Genomic DNA, 20,773 nt, shown 5'->3' on the forward strand with positions numbered 1-20,773 from the left:
ATATGAAAAATAGCAAAAAAAGCATAGCACAAAGAGATCTTGAATTTCTAAGCGATCGTAACTCCGCCTTGATGCTTAAAAGTCCACGTGGTGGCCGTATTATTTTGTGGGTGATTTTCATTTTTTTAGTGGTCGCGGTTATTTGGGCAGATCATACGACTTTAGATGAAAGAACCGTTGGTGTTGGGACGGTTATTCCCTCACAGCAGGTTCAACAAATTCAAAACTTAGAGGGTGGTATCTTAAAGACAATTGACACCCAAGTAGGGGCAACTGTGAAAAAAGGTCAAATACTGATGACCATTGACAACTCTACTGCCTTGTCCTCCCTTCGTGAACAGGAAGTGGAATCTACCAATTTATATGCCAGTTCTGTTCGTTTGCAGGCTGAAGTAGATGGTAAGAAACCCGTATTTAGTCAGTCTTTTGCTGAAAAGTATCCAAATTTAGTGGCTCGTGAAATGGATCTGTATACAACTCAAATAGAATCATTGAAAGCGAACAAACAAGTCTTCCAGCAACAAGTCGATCAAAAAAAACAAGAGATCATTGAGCAGAAAGCGAAGTTGGAAAATCTTAAGCAAAGCTATAAATTATCGTCTGAAGAACTTACTCTGACGCGCCCTGCTTTTAAACAAGGGGCTGTTTCTCGAGTGGAACTCCTACAGTTAGAGCGTGATGTGAATAAGATACAAGGGGATCTCGAGGCTACGGAACTTGCGATACCTCGGGCTCACTCAGCACTTAAAGAAGCCCAAAATAAACTTGTGGAAAGTGATGCCAAGTTTATGTCTGATGCACAGGAGCAACTTAATAAGGTACAGAGTAAGTTAGACCAATTGAGGCAGGCGAATTTCTCGTTACAAGATAAAGTGTCTAGGACACAAGTGCGCTCACCGGTGAATGGCATTGTTAAACAGATTCAAATTAATACCATCGGTGGCGTTGTCAAACCAGGAATGGATCTAATCGACATTGTGCCCATTGATGACACTCTATTGATTGAGGCCAAGGTAAAACCTAAAGATATTGGGTTTATTAAGCCAGGCTTACCTGCCATGGTGAAATTAACGGCTTATGATTTTTCTATTTACGGGGGATTAAAAGCCCATGTAGAAACTATTAGTGCTGATACCATTGTTGATAAAGATGATAGAGAGGGGCGTAGTTATTATTTAGTTCGAGTTAGAACCAATCATAATTACTTGGGGACAGCAAAAAATCCATTGCCGATTATTCCAGGGATGCAAGCGACAGTCGACATCATTACTGGCAAAAAGACTCTTTTGCAATACTTGTTTAAACCTATCTTAAAGGCGAAGCAGAATGCGCTACATGAAAGATGATTACAAATCTCTTTTAGAAATGACCGTTGCTTAACAAAAGTTAACGATTCTAAGGTGTTAGGTTTCGTAAGATTTATTATCAGTATTGCATAAAGAAAGAGGAATACTTTGAAGATATTGTGTTTGAGTACTGATGAGGCTGTTTGGCATCATTGGAATAAAGTGGTTGATTCTAATGCTACGCTGTTCCGTGAGCAGGGTTTTAATGAAATCGATAGCGCTTTGGCCTCAAAAGAAATGTACAAGTACTGTTTTATTTATTTGGCGGATAAAAATTTTTCAGCCAATGTAGAGAGTGTTGTTTCTTTACAGCGTAAGTACCCTAAACAAATTATGATCGTGTTTCCTAATCAAGCGAGTCAAGCTGCCGCACTGCGGCTTTTCTCTGTTGGTGTGTTGGGACAGTGTTCGCCGTATATAGGAAGAGAGCAACTGAAGCTGGTGCTGTCTGTGGTCGACTCTGGAGAGATTTGGGGAGGCAAGGCGTTTATCAATAGTCTCATTTCTCAATCCGCTTCGTTAGCAGAAACGCATGTGCGCAATGATCAGGAAGATTTATTGCTGAGAAGCGAAGATGAACAGAATATGTTAGCGGGTTTATCGGATAGAGAGCATTATGTTGCCACTCTGGTCTCAAATGGCCTATCTAATAAACAAATAGCGAATGAAATGGACATTACTGAGAGAACCGTTAAAGCGCATTTAACGGCGATTTTTAAAAAAACCCATACAAAAGATCGCTTGTCTTTGGCACTATTGACGCAAAATTCTCCTAAACTCTCTCACTAGACTTATGGTAGGGATGACTGTTCCTCAAACCATGCTGTTGTGTTGTCAGATATTAATTTTATGAGCATTATGACTGTGTCTTTCTGTAATGATAATACTGAAGAGGTGTCTGCGCTGATAGTTGCAGGTGGCAAAGCCGAGCGAATGTCAGGTAAAGAGAAAGGCTTACAGTGCTTCCGAGGCGTGCCTATGGTGGTTTCTGTGGCGATGGCGTTAAAAGAAGTAACGTCTATGGTCGCGGTTAACGCCAATCGATATCAGGAGGACTATGAGTCGCTCGGTTTTGAAGTGATAGCGGATTTAGCGGATTATCAAGATGTAGGGCCTTTATCGGGTGTTATGGCGGGTTTGCATAACGCTAAGAGTCAATTCTTACTGCTTTCACCTTGTGATAGCCCTTGTGTCTCCTCAGACGCTTTTCATGCTTTACTTGATGCCATCAAACGTGAACCGGATAAAATCCATTATATCGTTACAGCAAGCGGTCGCCATCCATTACATGCAGTTCTCCCTGTTTCAACTGCGTTATCTGCTTTATCCACTTTTCTTGCTCGAGATATGAAAAAAAGCGTTATGGCATTTTATGAACTTCATGGTTGCCGAGCTCTACATTGGAGCGAAGAAGCTGAGTTGATCAATGTTAACTACTCTGAACAACTAGAGTAGGGCAATCTATAAGCTAAAACTAGCCTTTTTTAAAGGACTCAATATCAAGGTTGTATGACTGGCCATCTTCTTTATGAACTAGCTTTACCAAAAGATAGTCGTACTTAGGTGCGAACCAAAATGAGGACTTTTTTCCATTATCAAGGTTGTCTGTTCGGGTGACTTTAATGGCTTTAATGCGTCCGAGCTTGGTATCAATGACTTCTTGTTTGTCTCGTTTAAAAGTCCAGGTTTTAATGTGTCCTCCATCGGCAATTTTATAGCTGAAGCGCTTTTTCCCTAATTTTACATCTTCTCTGACCTGTAATTGGACGCTCAATTTATCAACCGTATTTGGCACGATTGACATGTTCCAAGGTGTATTTTTGACATTGTTACGAACTTTCATTGAGTGCCAGTCAAAGTCCAGCTCTGCACTACGTTTTTTTCCAAGTAAGCTGCTTTTGTACTGGTAATGAATGGGGAGTATTTGGTGATCCTTTACCTTAAAATGCACTCTTTCATCCAGAGAGGCAATAAGGCTGTCTGCTGTGAAAATAAAGTCCCATTGATTGTTAGGGGCTTTTTTAAGTGTTTGCTTGCCTTCTATTTTTAGGTTGATACCTTTTGACCAGATGGTGCTGTAAACCGCGGTGTAAGGGGTTAAAAAGGAGTTGGAAGAACTGGCTGCTTGGACAGGGAGTAACGACATTATCATTAAGGTTGCCAAAGTAATAAGTGACTTCTTTAGATATATCATACTCGTCTGTCCTCACATCATTATGTCTTTTCCTGATAATCAAGGCCGTTTACAGGTAGTTTTTGACCATCCAAAAAAGCGTATTTGTCTTGGTGCGTCAGGCGCTCCTCGCTAAACCACTTTACTGCTAAAGGGTATATAATATGCTCAAGCTTATGCACTCTTTCAGCAAGCGTCTTGGCGTTATCTGACGGCTCGACTGGAGTTCGCGCTTGTACAACGACTGCGCCAGCATCCAACTCAGCGCTAACAAAGTGGACTGACACGCCATGCTCTGTTTCTTTGGCATCAATCACACGTTGGTGCGTATTTAACCCTTTAAACTTAGGCAATAAAGAAGGATGAATATTAAGCATTCTCCCTTCGTAATGGCGAGTAAAGTCCTCTGTTAAAATGCGCATAAAACCAGCCAATACCACCAATTTGGGGTGGTATCGGTCAATCGTCGATTGTAATGCTGTATCAAACTCTTCACGGCTGCCATAGCTTTTGTGGTTCAGCACATGAGTTGGAATGCCCGCTTCTTTGGCTCTTTCGAGCCCATAAGCGTCGGCTTTATTACTGATCACAGCGCTGATTGTGACGTTTAAAACCCCTTGCAAGCTTTGATCAATCAAAGCTTGCAAGTTGCTACCGCTGCCAGAAATTAAGACAACGATAGGGAAGCTCATGCTTGTGCCTCTAGATCAGAGATAAGCACGTCTTTTCCATCCTTACGTTCACAAATATCACCGATGATCCAAGCGTTTTCGCCTTCTGCTTTGAGAATGGCTAAGGCTTCATCCGCTTTGTCATCGTCAATAGACAATATCATACCAACGCCGCAGTTAAGAACACGGTACATTTCTTCTTGTTCAACATTTCCTTGTTCTTGTAACCAATCAAACACAGCAGGGCGTTTCCAGCTAGAAGCGTCAATATGTGCTGCTGTATTGTCAGGAAGAACGCGCGGAATATTTTCGAGCAAGCCTCCACCAGTAATGTGTGCAAGGGCATTAACATCGATGCTTTCCATTAGTTTAAGAATGGACTTAACGTAAATGCGGGTAGGCTGCATTAACGCATCTTTTAAGGCGATACCGTCGATTTCTTGGTTTAGATCGGCTTTGCTCACCTCGAGAATTTTTCGAATCAGGGAGTAGCCATTAGAATGAGGGCCTGAGGAACCAAGAGCGATTAGCTTATCGCCGATGGTTACTTTGCTGCCATCGATGATTTTTTCTTCTTCAACAACACCAACACAGAAGCCTGCCAAGTCATAATCACCATCATGGTACATGCCTGGCATTTCAGCTGTTTCGCCACCAACTAGAGCGCAGCCAGCTTGTAAGCAGCCTTCTCCGATACCAGTTACGACGTTTGCAGCCACATCAACATCTAATTTCCCTGTTGCGTAATAGTCTAAGAATAAAAGGGGTTCTGCACCTGCGACAACAAGATCATTGACACACATAGCAACTAAATCGATGCCAATTGTGTCATGTTGATTGAGGTCCATGGCTAGGCGAAGCTTTGTTCCCACGCCGTCAGTGCCTGAAACAAGAATAGGGTTTTTGTATTTGGTCGGAAGGCGGGTTAATGCGCCAAATCCTCCTAACCCTCCCATTACTTCCGGACGGCGAGTTTTTTTGCTAACACCTTTTATGCGCTCAACAAGTTGATTTCCAGCGTTGATATCAACGCCTGCGTCTTTATAACTAATCGATGTTTTATCCGATTTGGTCATTGCCTATGCCTTATCATGTGCGGGGAAAAGAAGGCATTTTAGCATAGTGGCGTATTAGGGCTATGGTTCTTTGGCATTAAGGCAGTAGAATAAGCAAATAAACGAAGGAAGGGGCTATGAAAATCCGTATTTTTTTATTTTTAATTAGTATTTTTTATGTGTCGATGGCGTCTGCTGTTCCGGTTAAAGATTTATATCGTGCCAGCATTAAGTTACCAGCCACCGAGTCTGAAGGTCAAATGTTGAGTGATGCATTCTCTCAAGCGGTCGAGCAAGTGTTGGTTAGGGTGTCTGGTGATAAAGCCGCAATAACTGGAGACTTGCTTCAAGAGGCTCAAAAAGCCGCCCCAACATGGGTGGCACAGCACTCTGTGACCTCATTGAAGGATTTGCTGCCATTAAATGGTGATTTGGTGGCGGGTAAGCAGGTCAATGTATTTTTCTATCATGAGTCAATAGATCAATTTTTGACTCAACACAATTTACCTGTGTGGGGGAATAATCGGCCATCGGTGTTGGTCTGGGCGGTGGATGATAACAATGGGGTCCGTACTCTATCTGGTGCAAACTCTCCCTCACCATTATTGAATGACTTAGCTGCGTCATCGACAAACTATGGTGTGCCAATTTATGCACCTTTGATGGACTCTGTGGATGCTGCGGCTATTTCGCCTTCAGATGTGTGGGGGTTCTTCGAAGATACCATTAAAAGTGCTAGTCAACGCTACCAAACCGATGCTATTGCAGCGTTGCGTGTGTCGCAATATGCGGGCTCCTTGACTGGGAATTTGTTGATGATAATCGGTAATGACACTAAGCAATTCTCGCTAACAGGCGCGAACTTGCAGGATTTGGCTGATCAAGCCAGTGCTGATATGGCTAAGGCCTTATCTGAGCGTTATGCTGCGGTTCGAAATAGTGCTTCGGAAAGTCGTCTTGATTTGTCTGTGTCGGGTGTAACGAATTACGCAGCCATGAAGAAAATTCAGCAATATTTAGAAAGTGTGGGTGTGGTCAGAGATGTGTATGTAGTAAAAGCGACCAAAGATTCTGTCGTATTTTCTGTTGCCATTAATGGGGATAAGCAAAAACTGCTAGATAGTATTATGTTGAGTAGCTTGTTGCAGGCCGATACACCTCCAGTGACGCAGACTTCCGCGCTACAGGCGGATGGAGCAGAAGTGCCTTCAGCAGATACAGTCGATACAGCACAGCAGGCCAGCACTACCTCGCAAGCACCAGATCCTGTATCCTCAACTGATTCGGATGCTCCTAGTGCGAGCAATAATATTGAATATTTTAAATACAGTGGAGCTCAGTAGTGTCTGACCAACAAGATGAGATTATTAAACGTGACTTTTATGCCAGAGATGAGTCCGAACAAGCGGATTTTCTATCTCAGACTTGGTGCAATGAGTGCATGGAAGTGGACTTAGGGATGAAGAATCCTGTGGAATACGCAAAAGGGAATGACGTTTGGATTGAAGGGGAGTGTGTGCAGTGTTCGTCCAAGACGATTACCGAAATCGTTGAGGAAGACGACGAATAATTCAGTCTGTTTTACCGCTTCTCTTGATCGACATCGAGTAAAGAAAAACGCGCCGAAAGGCGCGTTTTTTTGTTCTGTCCATCAGTGTATTTGTTGATTATTTTGTTGGGTAATCGCGTTGTGTTTTACCAACATACAATTGACGTGGACGGCCAATTTTATAAGAGCCACTAATCATCTCATTCCAGTGAGAAATCCAGCCTATGGTACGGGACATCGCAAAAATAACCGTAAACATACTGGTTGGAATGCCAATTGCCTTCATGATAATGCCAGAGTAGAAATCAACGTTTGGATACAATTTGCGTTCTACAAAGTAAGGATCTTCAAGAGCTATTTGTTCTAGACGTTTTGCGATTTTTAGTAGCGGATCGTCAGACTGGCCGAGCTCTGCTAATACCTGATCGCAGGTTTCGCGCATCACCTTAGCGCGTGGGTCGAAGTTTTTATAGACGCGGTGTCCAAAGCCCATTAGGCGGAATGGATCGTCTTTGTCTTTGGCTTTAGCAATATATTTATCAATTTGGTCCTCGTCACCAATTTCTTCCAGCATGGTAAGGACAGCTTCATTCGCACCGCCATGGGCAGGCCCCCATAATGTTGCAATGCCAGCAGCAATACAGGCAAATGGGTTAGCTCCGGAAGAGCCGGCAAGACGGACTGTTGAGGTTGAAGCATTCTGTTCATGGTCTGCATGAAGGACGAAAATGGTGTCCATTGCTTTTGCAAAAACAGGGTTGACTTTATATTCTTCGCAAGGCGTTGCAAACATCATATAAAGAAAGTTCTCTGCATAGGACAGATCGTTACGAGGGTACATAACGGGCTGATCTTTTGAGTACTTGTAACAAGTTGCTGCCAGCGTTGGCATCTTAGAAATTAAGCGGAATGCAGCAATTTCCCGGTGTCTTGGGTTGGTGATGTCCATGTGATCTTGGTAAAAAGCGGACAGGGCGCCAACTAATCCACACATAATGGCCATCGGGTGGGCATCGTTTCTAAACCCTTCGATAAACTTATGCATCGACTGGTTGACCATAGTGTGAGCGCTAACCATGTCGACAAAGTCTTTTTTCTCTTCTGCCGTTGGAAGCTCTCCGTAAAGCAAAAGGTAGCAAGTTTCTAAGTAATCTGAGTGCTCAGCAAGTTGAGCGATGGGGTAACCTCGGTGTAGCAGTACGCCTGCTTCACCATCAATGTACGTGATTGCAGACTCACATGAGCCTGTGGACATAAAACCAGGGTCGTAAGTGAAAATACCGTTTGCACCTAAGCCACGTACGTCAATAACATCTGTACCAAGGGTGCCTGAAATAACGGGAAGTTCGATGGTTTTATCGATTCCGTCTACGGTAAGTCGTGCTTTTTTATCGGCCATTTATGCTCTCCTTCGAATTCTGGTCCGGGGCTAAGAAGTCAAAAAAGACCCTCCTGACCCAGAAGGTGGGGAAAAAATACTGTCTCAGCACTATAAAAGTCAATCTTCTACACTTGCAAAGAGTTTACAATATTGTAATTTTGTTTGTAATTATTTGACAATAAAAACCATTCTCATAAAGTTTTTTTATCCTTTTTTAGGTTTAACTGTTTGAAATATAAATAATATTTTATGGTTAATGCCAATCCATAGGCTGTAATTAAACACCATTATTGTTACAGCTTATGGGTACATTCAGCCTGTGAATGGTGATCATTGAAAACCCTAGCTCCAGTCTATTTGTCTTCCCAATTTTCGCTAGTCTATAATTGCGTTCCCGATGATTTCATTGATTTGTCGGCGTATACCATTCAAGAGTAGTTGCTTGAACAGAAAATGTCGTTTGCAAATCGATGCAATTTTCGATTAGGCCTATGGTGTGACGACGTAATGTAAAAGTTTCGTTAAGTTCGCAGATAGAAATTGGGTCGTGATGGACCATTCACTTAATAAGATGGTGTAAATAGTCGTGAATAAAAAAAGACCAGTCAACCTTGATATTTCAACAATATCAATGCCGGTAACAGCAATCGTATCTATTATTCATCGTGTGACGGGGATTATCCTTTTTATAGGTTTGATTTTCTTGTTATATGCGTTTGATGTTTCCTTAGAGTCTCAACAAGGATTTGATCAGGTTGTGAATATGCTTCAGACAAACTTCCTTGCTAAGTTCGTTATCTGGGGTGTCGTATCAGCGTTGATGTATCACTTCGTCGCAGGTATTAAACACCTGTTCATGGATTTGGGACACTTTGAAGAATTAGAAAGTGGACGTAATGCAGCTGTTGCAAACATTGTCATTGCAGCGGTTCTTATTGTGTTAGCTGGGGTGTGGATATGGTAACTCAAATTACAAGCTTTGGTCGCTCTGGTCTTTATGACTGGATGATGCAGCGTATTTCCGCTGTGGTATTGTCTCTCTATACCATTTTTATTATCGGTTATCTTTTATTACACCCTCATCTTACGTTTGAGCAGTGGAGTGCGCTTTACAGTTCAACTTGGATGCGTGTTTTCAGTTTGATGACATTGTTATCTATTGGCGTGCATTCTTGGATTGGTCTGTGGTCAATTTCTACTGATTATATTAAGCCAACTGGTATTCGTTTCTTCTTTCAAGCTCTATGCGGTTTATTGATGTTTGTATACATCGTGTGGGGCATTCAGGTTCTTTGGGGGCTATAAGTAATGGCTAATATTCGTACGATTTCTTTTGATGCCATCGTTATTGGCGGTGGTGGCGCTGGTATGCGTGCCGCACTTCAGTTAACTGAATCTGGTTTGAACACCGCCTGTATTACAAAAGTATTCCCAACACGTTCTCACACGGTATCTGCTCAAGGTGGTATCACCTGTGCAATCGCCAGTGAGGATCCAAATGATGATTGGCGTTGGCACATGTATGACACTGTAAAAGGGTCGGATTACATTGGTGACCAAGAAGCAGTTGAGTACATGTGTTCCGTTGGTCCACAAGCTGTTTTTGAGCTTGAACATATGGGCTTGCCGTTTTCTCGTAAAGAAAATGGTCGTATTTATCAGCGTCCTTTCGGCGGCCAATCTAAAGGCCCAAATGATTCAACTCAAGCGGCGCGTACTTGTGCGGCTGCAGACCGTACAGGTCATGCATTATTGCATACTTTGTATCAGGGTAACCTTAAAGGTGGCACGACCTTCTTCAATGAATGGTATGCGATCGACTTGGTAAAAAATAAAGAAAATGCAGTGGTCGGTGTTGTTGCAATTTGCATCGAAACAGGCGAGAGCGTTTATTTAAAAGCGAAGGCAACGGTTATTGCTACCGGTGGCGCGGGTCGTATTTTCCAATCGACTACCAATGCTCACATTAACACTGGTGACGGTGTGGCGATGGCGTTACGTGCAGGTTTCCCTGCTCAAGATATGGAAATGTGGCAATTCCACCCGACTGGTATTTATGGTGCTGGTACACTTGTTACTGAAGGTTGTCGTGGTGAAGGTGGTTACCTGATTAATAAAGACGGTGAACGCTTCATGGAACGCTATGCACCTAATGCGAAAGACCTTGCCGGTCGTGACGTTGTGGCGCGTGCAATGATTCTTGAAATTCTTGGCGGTCGTGGTTGTGGCCCAGATAAAGATCATGTTCTTCTAAAATTAGATCACTTGGGTGAAGAGACGCTTAATAAGCGCCTGCCAGGTATTCTTGAGCTTTCTCGTACCTTTGCTCACGTTGATCCAGTGAAAGAGCCAATCCCCGTTATTCCAACTTGTCACTACATGATGGGTGGCATTCCAACGAATGTTAGTGGTCAGGCGTTGATGCAAGATGACGCTGGTCAAGACGTTGTCATTCATGGCTTGTATGCATGTGGTGAAGCCGCTTGTGTATCTGTGCATGGTGCTAACCGCTTGGGTGGTAACTCTCTACTTGATCTTGTTGTGTTCGGTCGTGCTGTTGGTCTGCATGTCAAAAAATCTCTGGATGAAGGGTTTGATTCGCTCAATGCGGATGAAACAGACATCGAAAGGGCGATGGTTCGTGTAGAGCGGTTGAATAATACAAAAGGTGGTGAAAGTGTTGCTGCGGTTCGTGCCGAACTGCAAAAAGTGATGCAGTTATACTTTGGCGTATTCCGTGACGGCGAATCCATGCAAAAAGGCTTGAAAGAGCTTGAGAAGATTCGTAAGCGTGTTGAAAACTTGAATCTAGAAGATAAGAGCCAAGCATTCAATACAGCACGTATTGAAGCGCTTGAGCTTGAGAATCTATTGGAAATTGCTGAAGCAACGGCTATCCCCGCTGAATTCCGTAAAGAGAGTCGAGGGGCCCATGCTCGTAATGACTTTACTGAGCGTGATGATGAGAATTGGCTGAAGCACTCATTGTTCCATCCTGGAAGCAAAACTGTTACTAAGCGTGATGTGAACTTTGCGCCAAAAACAATGGAACCTTTCCCGCCTAAGATTCGCAAATACTAAGGAGTAACTCAGAATGTTAGTTAGTATTTATCGTTACAATCCTGAAGTGGATGATGCTCCATACATGAAGGATTACCAAATTGATTTGCCTGCGGGTAAAGATTTGATGGTATTGGATGTATTGAACTTGTTAAAAGCACAAGATCCAAGCATTTCTTATCGTCGCTCTTGTCGTGAAGGTGTGTGTGGCTCTGATGGTATGAATATGTCAGGTAAAAATGGCCTAGCATGCATCACGCCTGTTTCCCAAGCGGTGAAAAATGGCAAGTTAGTGTTACGCCCTCTGCCAGGTCTGCCAGTGGTGCGTGACCTTGTTGTGGATATGGGGCAGTTTTATAAGCAGTATGAAAAGATTCGCCCTTATCTTCTCAATGATACGCCAGTGCCAGCTATTGAGCGTCTTCAGAGCCCTGAAGAGCGTGAAAAACTAGATGGTTTATACGAATGTATCCTGTGTGCATGTTGTTCAACCGCTTGCCCATCGTTCTGGTGGAACCCAGATAAGTTTGTTGGGCCTTCTGGCTTGTTGCAGGCTTACCGTTTCTTAGCGGACAGCCGTGATACAGCAACTCAAGAGCGCCTAAGTGATTTAGATGATCCATTTAGTGTGTTTCGTTGCCACGGTATTATGAATTGTGTGAATGTTTGTCCGAAAGGTTTGAATCCTACGAAAGCAATCGGTAACATTCGCACCATGCTTTTGCAACGAGCAACCTGATCAAGCTTGGCTTGTTCTTAGCGGATTATAAATCGTTAAGAATAAGCTAAAATCAAGGCGGCTCGAATAGTTTTGTTCAATGCCGCCGTTTTTGCATGTTTCAATATAGAGAATGCAATTAAAACGCTTTAGAATTTGTTACGTGCTAGCATAACAGTGCTTTTAGCGTAGTACTGATTAGGTTTCGCTTAATTGAATGGATGAGAGAGGCCCTCTCTACATGAGTTTAACGTATAAGTGCACGAAGCAATTGTGGTGGCAAGTTAACAATAAATCGAGGCTTTATGGCCTTAACGGGCCTGTTGGAGTTATCGATTGCATGATAAATTCATACCGGGACCCCGGTAGCTGGCTCGAACATAAGGGTGATCGAGAATGCACGAAAGTTTAATGGAGTTGCTATGGAGCACTTCTCAATTTTCAGGTGGAAACTTGGAATATGTTGAGGGGTTGTTTGAAAGCTACCTAGTCGATCCGAACTCTGTATCGGAAGAATGGCGGAAATGTTTTGATCAACTACCTCGCGTAAGTGAGGCACAATCAACAGATCTACCACACTCAGTAATTCAGCAACAATTTTTAGAAATTGGCAAAAATAAATTTCGCGCAATGCCTGTGTCAACGGGTGTTGCTGCAAGCTCAGAGCATGAGCAGAAGCAAATCAATGTGTTGCAATTGATTAATGCTTACCGTGTTCGAGGTCATCAGCACGCATCATTAGACCCGTTAGGGCTTCGCAAGCGTGAAAAAGTAGCAGACCTTGATATTAGTTATCATCAGTTGACTGGTGCTGACTTTGATACTCAATTTAAAACGGGCTCTTTGTTCTTTAACAAGGAATCTATGAAGCTAAGCGAAATCATTGCTGAGCTTGAAAAAACCTATTGTAGTACTATTGGTTATGAATTTATGCACATTGTTGATACCCAAGAAAAAGCTTGGTTACAACAGCGTGTAGAATCCGTTCGATCCCGCCCAGAATTTTCCCCAGAAACTCGTCAAAACTTGCTAGAGCGACTCACCGCTGCAGAAGGCCTTGAAAAATACTTAGCAAGTCGTTATCCAGGGGCGAAGCGTTTCGGCCTAGAAGGTGGTGAAAGCTTAATTCCAATGGTAAACGAACTAATCCAGCGCTCTGGCTCATTAGGAGCGAAAGAAGTTGTGATTGGTATGGCTCACCGTGGTCGTTTAAACGTGTTAGTTAATACGTTAGGGAAAAGCCCTAAAGACCTATTTGATGAGTTCGAAGGTAAGAAGTTAGTTAATACCTCTGGTGATGTTAAATACCACCAAGGCTTTTCTTCTAATGTAATGACCTCAGGCGGTGAAGTACACATTGCGTTGTCGTTTAACCCATCACATCTAGAAATCGTCTCTCCAGTAGTGGAGGGTTCTGTCCGCGCTCGTCAGGATCGTCGTAAAGACTCAGTCGGTAAAACGGTTGTTCCTATTTCGATTCATGGTGACGCTGCATTCGCTGGACAAGGCGTGGTGATGGAGACATTCCAGATGTCTCAAACGCGTGGATACCGCACCGGTGGTACGGTTCATGTTGTGATTAACAACCAAGTTGGCTTTACCACTAACCGTCAAGATGACTCACGCTCTACTGAGTATGCAACTGATGTGGCGAAAATGATTCAGGCGCCTATTTTCCATGTAAATGGTGATGATCCAGAGGCTGTGTTGTTTGTTACTCAATTGGCATTAGACTACCGTTATGAGTTTGGCCGTGATGTAGTCATCGACATGGTGTGTTATCGCCGTCGCGGACACAACGAAACAGATGAGCCTTCTGGTACTCAGCCATTGATGTACAGCGTAATCAACAAGTTGAAGACGACTCGTACGTTGTATGCAGAGCGCTTAGTAGCAGAGAATGTGTTAACGAAAGCTCAAGCGGAAGAAATGGTAGGTGAGAACCGCCAAGATTTAGACGATGGTCGTCATGTGGCGAAGAGTCTAGTGCTAGAGCCTAAATCTGATTTGTTTGTTAATTGGAAACCTTACATTGGCGTCGAATGGACGGATGCAGGGGACACAACTTATCCGCTTGCTAAACTGCAAGAAGTAGCGAAGAAATTAACAGCTATTCCTGATGGTGTTGTAGTTCAACGTCAAGTTCAGAAGATTTACCAAGATCGCGATAAAATGACTGCGGGAGCATTGCCTCTTAATTGGGGTTACGCCGAGACATTGGCTTTTGGGACTCTTTTGGAGCAAGGCTATCCTATTCGTATAACAGGCCAAGACTCTGGTCGTGGTACTTTCTCCCATCGTCATGCTGTTATTCATAGTCAAAAAGACGGTAGTACGTACATTCCGTTAAAGCATCTTTCTGATGATCAGCCTACTTTGGATCTTTATGATTCTTACTTGTCTGAAGAAGCGGTGTTGGCATTCGAATATGGTTACTCAACAACCTCTCCAAAAGGCTTGGTTATTTGGGAAGCGCAATTCGGTGACTTTGCAAACGGTGCACAAGTAGTAATTGACCAGTTCATTACCAGTGGTGAGCATAAATGGGGGCGTTTATGTGGCCTAACCATGTTGTTGCCACATGGCTATGAAGGACAAGGACCAGAGCACTCTTCCGCTCGTCTTGAGCGTTTTATGCAGTTGTGTGCGGAATACAATATTCAGGTGTGCGTTCCAACAACACCTGCACAGATTTTCCATATTCTTCGCCGTCAAGCCATTCGTCCTATGCGTCGTCCGCTTGTCATTATGTCTCCTAAGAGTTTGTTGCGTCATAAGCAAGCGATCTCGACATTAGAAGAGTTGGCTGAAGGTGGCTTCAAAACGGTATTGCCAGAAACATCACAGACCATTAAAGCAGACAAGGTAAAACGTATTGTGCTGTGTAGTGGTAAAGTTTACTACGATCTGATTAATCGTCGTGATGAACTTGAAAAAGATGATGTAGCTGTGATTCGTTTGGAGCAGTTGTATCCATTCCCATACGATGATCTTGAGTCAGTGTTGGGACAATACAAAAATGTTGAGAGTTTGGTATGGTGTCAAGAAGAGCCTAAAAACCAAGGGGCTTGGCATTCTAATCGTCACCGTATGAATCGAGTATTGGAAAAGTTGTATCCTGAGCTGAAAATTCGTTTTGCAGGACGTATTTCGTCTGCGGCGCCAGCTGCTGGTTACATGTCTGTCCATGTTGAAGAACAAGAAGCGCTGGTCAACGACGCCTTAGTTGGTTAGCACCATAGCCTGTCAGAGAGATAAGGGTATAAAATGAGTATTGAAATTAAAGCACCTGTTTTCCCAGAGTCCGTAGCAGACGGTACCGTTGCTACTTGGTACAAACAGCCAGGCGAAGCCTGTGCCCGTGATGAGCACATTGTCGACATCGAAACGGACAAAGTAGTATTAGAAGTCGTTGCGCCTGCTGATGGCGTACTAAAAGAAGTTCATAAAAATGAAGGCGACACTGTTCTAAGTGCGGAAGTCCTTGCTACTTTTGAATCTGGTGCGGCAGCGTCTGCTGCACCGGCTGAGAAGAAAGAAGCGGCTCCAGCAGCAGCTTCTTCAGCAACAGAAACAGTAGAAATCAAAACACCAACTTTCCCAGAATCTGTCGCAGACGGCACAGTTGCTACTTGGTACAAACAGCCAGGTGAAGCGTGTGCACGTGACGAGCATATCGTTGATATCGAAACAGATAAAGTTGTGCTTGAAGTGGTTGCGCCAGCTGACGGTGTAATCGGTGAAATAGCAAAAGCTGAAGGCGAGACGGTACTAAGCGCGGAAGTACTTGGTACATTCCTAGTAGGTGCTTCTGGCTCTGCAGCCGCTCCAGCGACCGAAACTGCAGCGCCAGTTGCCGCAGAAGCTGACAACGACGAAGACGGTGTTGCCGGTCCTGCAGCTCGTAAAGCACTAGCAGAAGCTGGCTTAACAGCGTCTCAAGTGAAAGGCACCGGTAAAGGTGGTCGTATCACTAAAGAAGACGTTGATGCAGCGGTTAAAGCAAAACCTGCTTCAGCGCCTGCGCCAGCGGCGAAAGCAGCACCAGCAGCTATGCCTGCATTGGGTGCGGATGGTCGGATTGAAAAGCGTGTCCCAATGACTCGTCTACGTGCCACTATCGCTAAGCGTCTTGTTGAAGCTCAACAAACAGCCGCTATGTTGACGACATACAATGAAGTGAACATGGGTCCTGTTATGGAGATCCGCAAGAAGTACAAAGAGTTGTTCATGAAGACTCATAACGGTACTAAGCTTGGCTTCATGTCTTTCTTTGTAAAAGCGGCTACAGAAGCACTTAAGCGCTTCCCAGCGGTGAACGCATCTATCGACGGTAATGACATGGTTTACCATGGCTACCAAGACATTGGTGTAGCGGTATCGACTGATCGCGGTTTGATGGTTCCAGTTCTTCGTAATACCGAAGCCATGGGCCTTGCTGATATCGAGTCTAGCATTATGGATTTCGCTGTTCGCGGCCGTGATGGTAAGTTGGGTATGGATGACATGCAAGGTGGTACTTTTACCATTACCAATGGCGGTACATTCGGTTCCTTGATGTCAACGCCAATCATTAACCCACCACAAACTGCTATCTTGGGTATGCATAAAATTCAAGAGCGTCCGATGGCGGTTAATGGTCAGGTTGTTATCCAGCCAATGATGTATCTAGCGCTTTCTTATGACCATCGTATGATTGATGGTAAAGAAGCCGTACAATTCTTGGTGACAATCAAAGAGCTTCTAGAAGACCCAGCTCGTCTTCTACTAGAAATCTAAGTATTCGTAACATAACAGATGTTATGAATTGACTTTGTTGTGGTCTTAAAAGGACCACAACAGTTCGACAAGATAAATGGAAACGCATATGTCTACTAAATTTGATGTTATTGTAATCGGTGGTGGCCCTGGTGGTTATGTTGCTGCCATTCGTGCAGCTCAACTAGGCCTTAAAACTGCTTGTATCGAAAAGTGGTTGGACAAAGAAAATAAGCCTCGCCTAGGAGGCACTTGTTTGAATGTGGGTTGTATCCCATCGAAAGCGCTTCTAGATTCTTCTCACAAATACCATGACGCGAAAGAATCTTACGGTGTTCACGGTATCACTGTTGGCGATGTGGCTATGGATGTCAATGCCATGGTCGACCGCAAAGACAAAATCGTCAACCAATTGACCAGTGGTATCACTGGCCTTTTCAAAGCAAATGGTGTAACTAGCTTTGAAGGTTTTGGTAAGTTGCTTGCTAACAAAAAAGTGGAATTCACTGCACACGATGGTTCTGTGCAGACATTAGAAGCAGAGAACGTCATTCTAGCAACAGGCTCTGTACCTGTGAACATTCCACCAGCGCCGCGTACGGGCGACATCATCGTTGATAACGAAGGTGCGTTGGAGTTCCGTTCTGTGCCTAAGCGTCTTGGTGTTATCGGTGCTGGCGTAATCGGTCTTGAGTTGGGCTCTGTTTGGGCTCGTTTGGGTTCTGAAGTCGTTGTGCTTGAAGCACAAGAATCATTCCTAAGCCTATGTGACCAAGACCTCTCTAAAGAAGCGGCTAAGATCTTCAAAAAACAAGATCTAGATATCCGTACTGGTGCTCGTGTAACCGGCAGCCAAGTGAACGGTGAAGAAGTCGAAGTGACTTACCTTGATGCAAAAGGTGAAGAGCAAAAAGAAACGTTTGACAAGCTGATCGTGGCTGTTGGCCGTAAGCCATTCACTGATGGCTGTTTAGCAGGCGATGCAGGCGTAGACTTAGACGAGCGTGGTTTTGTGTTCGTAGATGAGCAGTGCCGTACTTCTGTTCCTGGTGTTTTCGCTATCGGTGACATCGTACGTGGTCCGATGTTGGCACACAAAGCGTCTGAAGAAGGTGTTATGGTCGCTGATATTATTGCTGGCCATAAAGCACAAATGAACTACGATTGTATCCCTTCTGTTATTTATACACATCCAGAGCTAGCTTGGGTGGGTAAAAACGAGCAAGAGCTTAAAGCGGAAGGTGTTAAATACAAAGTGGGTAAATTCCCATTTGCGGCATCTGGTCGTGCGATGGCAGCAAACGATACTGACGGTTTCGTCAAAATCATCGCGGATGAAGAAACAGATCGTATCCTAGGCTGCCACATCATTGGTGGTCACGCTGCTGATTTGATTGCACAAGCAGTAATCGCAATGGAATTCGGCTCAACTGCAGAAGATATTGCACTGACTGTCTTTGCTCACCCAACAGTGAGTGAAGCGGTGCATGAAGCTGCATTGGCTGTAGACGGTCATGCAATTCATATTGCTAACCGCAAAAAGCGTTAATACGTAATTCGATTTGCCGGCCTTGAGCCGGTAATTTCTGTCTTAACGGGCAGAGCTTATCTCAATCATATATATGAGCGGAAGAATCAAATGAACCTACATGAATATCAGGCTAAACAGCTTTTTGCTGAATACGGCCTGCCAGTATCTACAGGGTACGCAGTAGACACGCCTGAAGAGGCCGTGGAAGCAGCGAAAAAAATTGGTGGTGACAAGTGGGTTGTAAAAGCTCAAGTGCACGCAGGTGGCCGTGGTAAAGCTGGTGGCGTAAAACTTGTTGATTCTTATGACGAAGTAAAAGCATTTGCAGCAAACTGGTTAGGTAAAAACCTTGTAACTTACCAAACTGACGAAAAAGGTCAGCCAGTTGCTAAAATCCTAGTTGAATCTTGCACCGATATCGCGAACGAGTTGTACCTAGGTGCCGTTGTTGACCGTTCAACTCGTAAAGTGGTTTTCATGGCGTCTACTGAAGGCGGTGTGGAAATCGAGAAAGTGGCGGAAGAAACGCCTGAGCTAATCCACAAAGCGATCATCGATCCTCTAGTGGGTGCACAGCCTTACCAAGCACGCGAAATCGCGTTCAAAATGGGTCTAAATGCTGCTCAAATCAAGCAGTTCACTAAGATCTTCCTTGGCTTGTCGCAAATGTTCCACGACTACGATTTCGCACTACTAGAAATCAACCCTCTTGTTATCACTGACGAAGGTAATCTTCACTGCCTAGATGGTAAAATCAACATCGACAGCAACGCAGTATACCGTCAGAAAAAAATGCAAGAGTTCCACGATCCATCTCAAGAAGATGAGCGTGAAGCGCATGCAGCACAGTGGGAACTAAACTACGTTGCACTAGACGGTAATGTTGGTTGCATGGTAAACGGTGCTGGCCTAGCAATGGGTACAATGGACATTGTTAACCTACACGGTGGTAAGCCTGCTAACTTCCTAGACGTAGGTGGTGGTGCAACGAAAGAGCGTGTTGCTGAAGCATTCAAAATCATCCTTTCTGACAGCAATGTTAAAGCGGTATTGGTTAACATCTTCGGCGGTATCGTACGTTGTGACATGATTGCTGAAGGTATCATCGGTGCAGTAGAGCAAGTAGGTGTTAACGTGCCTGTTGTTGTACGTCTTGAAGGTACTAACGCAGAAAAAGGCCGTGAAGTTCTAGCGAACTCTGGTCTAGACATCATTGCTGCAGAAAGTCTTAAAGGCGCAGCTGAACAAGTTGTTAAAGCTGCGGAGGGCAAATAATAATGTCTGTTCTAATTAACAAAGATACTAAAGTAATCTGTCAGGGTTTCACTGGCGGCCAAGGTACATTCCACTCTGAGCAAGCAATTGCTTACGGAACGAAAATGGTTGGTGGTGTAACACCAGGTAAAGGTGGTCAAACTCACCTAGGCCTTCCTGTATTCAACACAGTAAAAGAAGCAGTAGAAGAAACAGGCGCAGAAGCATCTGTTATCTACGTACCAGCGCCTTTCTGTAAAGATTCTATCCTTGAAGCAGCGAACGCTGGTATCAAGTTGATCGTTTGTATCACGGAAGGTGTACCAACACTTGATATGCTTGACTGCAAAGTGAAGTGTGACGAGCTAGGTGTTCGCCTAATCGGTCCTAACTGCCCAGGCGTTATCACACCGGGTGAATGTAAAATCGGTATCATGCCTGGTCACATCCACTTGCCAGGTAAAGTTGGTATCGTGTCTCGTTCTGGTACATTGACTTACGAAGCGGTTAAGCAAACGACTGACGCTGGCTTCGGTCAATCTACTTGTGTTGGTATCGGTGGTGATCCAATCCCTGGTTCTAACTTCATCGACATTCTAGAAATGTTCCAAAACGATCCTCAAACTGAAGCGATCGTTATGATCGGCGAGATCGGTGGTACAGCGGAAGAAGAAGCGGCTGCTTACATTAAAGCAAACGTGACTAAGCCTGTTGTGTCTTACATTGCTGGTGTAACGGCACCTGCTGGTAAGCGTATGGGTCACGCTGGTGCGATCATTTCTGGCGGTAAAGGTACAGCCGATGAGAAATTCGCTGCACTACAAGATGCAGGTGTTAAGACCGTTCGTTCTCTAGCGGATATCGGTTCTGCACTTAAAGAAATTACTGGCTGGTAAGCCGATAATTTCACTATAAATCTTTATAGTAAAATCCCTGCCTAGGCAGGGATTTTTTTTGCTTATTATTCTCTAACGGTGATGCTATGGATCAAGAAAAGAGAGAGGCAATATGCCCAATATGTGCTAGGGAGAATGCATGTAACGTGCAGGGCGACTGTTGGTGTTTTCATGACATTGTTCCCGACTCCTTGCTGGCTCTTTTAGCGGCACATCATATTGATCGCCGCTGTGTCTGTCGGTCTTGTATTGATTGCTTTAAATCCGATCCTGAGCACTTTAAGCAAACCTATTTTACACGCTAGCAGCACGGCTATGAATAAACTCAAAACAGAGTAGGTTTGCCCACTTTCTTTTTTCGTATGGTTTTATATGCTTAGC

General features: G+C 44.1%; 19 protein-coding genes. 15 read left to right on the forward strand and 4 right to left on the reverse strand.

Annotation, left to right across the window (positions count from 1 at the left end; all coding sequences use genetic code 11):
* The first annotated feature begins 2 nt into the window (after positions 1 to 2).
* From MSP8886_RS10745 to mobA, 3 genes are all read left to right on the forward strand, one after another.
* On the forward strand, positions 3 to 1,346 hold the full coding sequence (locus MSP8886_RS10745) for an HlyD family type I secretion periplasmic adaptor subunit (RefSeq protein WP_067016259.1): 1,344 nt from the start codon (positions 3 to 5) through the stop codon (positions 1,344 to 1,346).
* Positions 1,347 to 1,469: 123 nt separating this feature from the next.
* Complete coding sequence (locus MSP8886_RS10750) at positions 1,470 to 2,135, forward strand: helix-turn-helix transcriptional regulator (protein WP_245659078.1); 666 nt, start codon at positions 1,470 to 1,472, stop codon at positions 2,133 to 2,135.
* A gap of 60 nt (positions 2,136 to 2,195) precedes the next feature.
* Positions 2,196 to 2,801: a molybdenum cofactor guanylyltransferase gene (mobA, locus tag MSP8886_RS10755; protein ID WP_245659079.1), complete on the forward strand. Its 606-nt coding sequence runs from the start codon at positions 2,196 to 2,198 to the stop codon at positions 2,799 to 2,801.
* A 19-nt stretch (positions 2,802 to 2,820) separates the two neighbouring features.
* Here the strand turns inward: mobA and MSP8886_RS10760 are convergent, their stop codons facing one another.
* From MSP8886_RS10760 to purM, 3 genes are read right to left on the reverse strand one after another with little or no spacing between them, the layout of a single operon-like run.
* Complete coding sequence (locus MSP8886_RS10760) at positions 2,821 to 3,540, reverse strand: DUF3108 domain-containing protein (protein WP_067016265.1); 720 nt, start codon at positions 3,538 to 3,540, stop codon at positions 2,821 to 2,823.
* Between the two features lie 20 nt (positions 3,541 to 3,560).
* Positions 3,561 to 4,211, reverse strand: coding sequence for a phosphoribosylglycinamide formyltransferase (gene purN, locus MSP8886_RS10765; RefSeq protein ID WP_067016267.1), 651 nt, complete (start codon positions 4,209 to 4,211; stop codon positions 3,561 to 3,563).
* Positions 4,208 to 5,266, reverse strand: a complete 1,059-nt coding sequence (gene purM, locus MSP8886_RS10770) for a phosphoribosylformylglycinamidine cyclo-ligase (RefSeq protein WP_067016269.1) — start codon at positions 5,264 to 5,266, stop codon at positions 4,208 to 4,210. The genes purN and purM overlap by 4 nt, the downstream gene beginning before the upstream one ends.
* A gap of 116 nt (positions 5,267 to 5,382) precedes the next feature.
* On the opposite strand from purM, the gene MSP8886_RS10775 reads away from it, so the two are divergent.
* Both MSP8886_RS10775 and MSP8886_RS10780 read left to right on the forward strand, forming a co-directional pair.
* Positions 5,383 to 6,588 (forward strand): DUF2066 domain-containing protein, encoded by a 1,206-nt coding sequence (locus MSP8886_RS10775; protein ID WP_067016271.1) that lies wholly within the window; start codon positions 5,383 to 5,385, stop codon positions 6,586 to 6,588.
* Positions 6,588 to 6,815 carry a hypothetical protein gene (locus MSP8886_RS10780; protein ID WP_067016273.1) on the forward strand — a complete coding sequence of 76 codons (228 nt, stop codon included), beginning with the start codon at positions 6,588 to 6,590 and terminating at the stop codon, positions 6,813 to 6,815. Before MSP8886_RS10775 ends, MSP8886_RS10780 begins: the two co-directional genes overlap by 1 nt.
* 97 nt (positions 6,816 to 6,912) lie before the next feature.
* Here MSP8886_RS10780 and gltA read toward each other — a convergent pair whose 3' ends face one another.
* A complete protein-coding gene (gltA, locus tag MSP8886_RS10785; RefSeq protein WP_067016275.1) occupies positions 6,913 to 8,193 on the reverse strand; it encodes a citrate synthase in 1,281 nt (426 codons plus the stop codon).
* A 568-nt stretch (positions 8,194 to 8,761) separates the two neighbouring features.
* Here gltA and sdhC point away from each other — a divergent pair.
* From sdhC to MSP8886_RS22795, 10 genes are all read left to right on the forward strand, one after another.
* A complete protein-coding gene (gene sdhC / locus MSP8886_RS10790; protein WP_067016277.1) occupies positions 8,762 to 9,139 on the forward strand; it encodes a succinate dehydrogenase, cytochrome b556 subunit in 378 nt (125 codons plus the stop codon).
* Positions 9,133 to 9,480 carry a succinate dehydrogenase, hydrophobic membrane anchor protein gene (gene sdhD, locus MSP8886_RS10795; protein WP_067016279.1) on the forward strand — a complete coding sequence of 116 codons (348 nt, stop codon included), beginning with the start codon at positions 9,133 to 9,135 and terminating at the stop codon, positions 9,478 to 9,480. Before sdhC ends, sdhD begins: the two co-directional genes overlap by 7 nt.
* A 3-nt stretch (positions 9,481 to 9,483) precedes the next feature.
* On the forward strand, positions 9,484 to 11,256 hold the full coding sequence (sdhA, locus tag MSP8886_RS10800) for a succinate dehydrogenase flavoprotein subunit (protein ID WP_067016281.1): 1,773 nt from the start codon (positions 9,484 to 9,486) through the stop codon (positions 11,254 to 11,256).
* Positions 11,257 to 11,269: 13 nt separating this feature from the next.
* The gene (locus MSP8886_RS10805) at positions 11,270 to 11,974 is read left to right on the forward strand and encodes a succinate dehydrogenase iron-sulfur subunit (RefSeq protein WP_067016283.1); all 705 of its coding nucleotides are present in this window, start codon (positions 11,270 to 11,272) and stop codon (positions 11,972 to 11,974) included.
* A 375-nt stretch (positions 11,975 to 12,349) separates the two neighbouring features.
* A complete protein-coding gene (locus MSP8886_RS10810; RefSeq protein WP_067016285.1) occupies positions 12,350 to 15,187 on the forward strand; it encodes a 2-oxoglutarate dehydrogenase E1 component in 2,838 nt (945 codons plus the stop codon).
* Between the two features lie 33 nt (positions 15,188 to 15,220).
* On the forward strand, positions 15,221 to 16,732 hold the full coding sequence (odhB, locus tag MSP8886_RS10815) for a 2-oxoglutarate dehydrogenase complex dihydrolipoyllysine-residue succinyltransferase (RefSeq protein WP_067016287.1): 1,512 nt from the start codon (positions 15,221 to 15,223) through the stop codon (positions 16,730 to 16,732).
* An 88-nt stretch (positions 16,733 to 16,820) separates the two neighbouring features.
* Complete coding sequence (lpdA, locus tag MSP8886_RS10820) at positions 16,821 to 18,260, forward strand: dihydrolipoyl dehydrogenase (RefSeq protein WP_067016289.1); 1,440 nt, start codon at positions 16,821 to 16,823, stop codon at positions 18,258 to 18,260.
* 90 nt (positions 18,261 to 18,350) lie between these two features.
* On the forward strand, positions 18,351 to 19,517 hold the full coding sequence (gene sucC / locus MSP8886_RS10825; protein ID WP_067016291.1) for an ADP-forming succinate--CoA ligase subunit beta: 1,167 nt from the start codon (positions 18,351 to 18,353) through the stop codon (positions 19,515 to 19,517).
* A 2-nt stretch (positions 19,518 to 19,519) separates the two neighbouring features.
* Positions 19,520 to 20,392, forward strand: a complete 873-nt coding sequence (gene sucD / locus MSP8886_RS10830) for a succinate--CoA ligase subunit alpha (protein WP_067016293.1) — start codon at positions 19,520 to 19,522, stop codon at positions 20,390 to 20,392.
* Positions 20,393 to 20,478: 86 nt separating this feature from the next.
* Complete coding sequence (locus MSP8886_RS22795; RefSeq protein ID WP_083200911.1) at positions 20,479 to 20,697, forward strand: cysteine-rich CWC family protein; 219 nt, start codon at positions 20,479 to 20,481, stop codon at positions 20,695 to 20,697.
* Positions 20,698 to 20,773 lie beyond the last annotated feature (76 nt).

Source organism: Marinomonas spartinae, from assembly GCF_900089775.1.
Taxonomy (GTDB): Bacteria; Pseudomonadota; Gammaproteobacteria; order Pseudomonadales; family Marinomonadaceae; genus Marinomonas; species Marinomonas spartinae.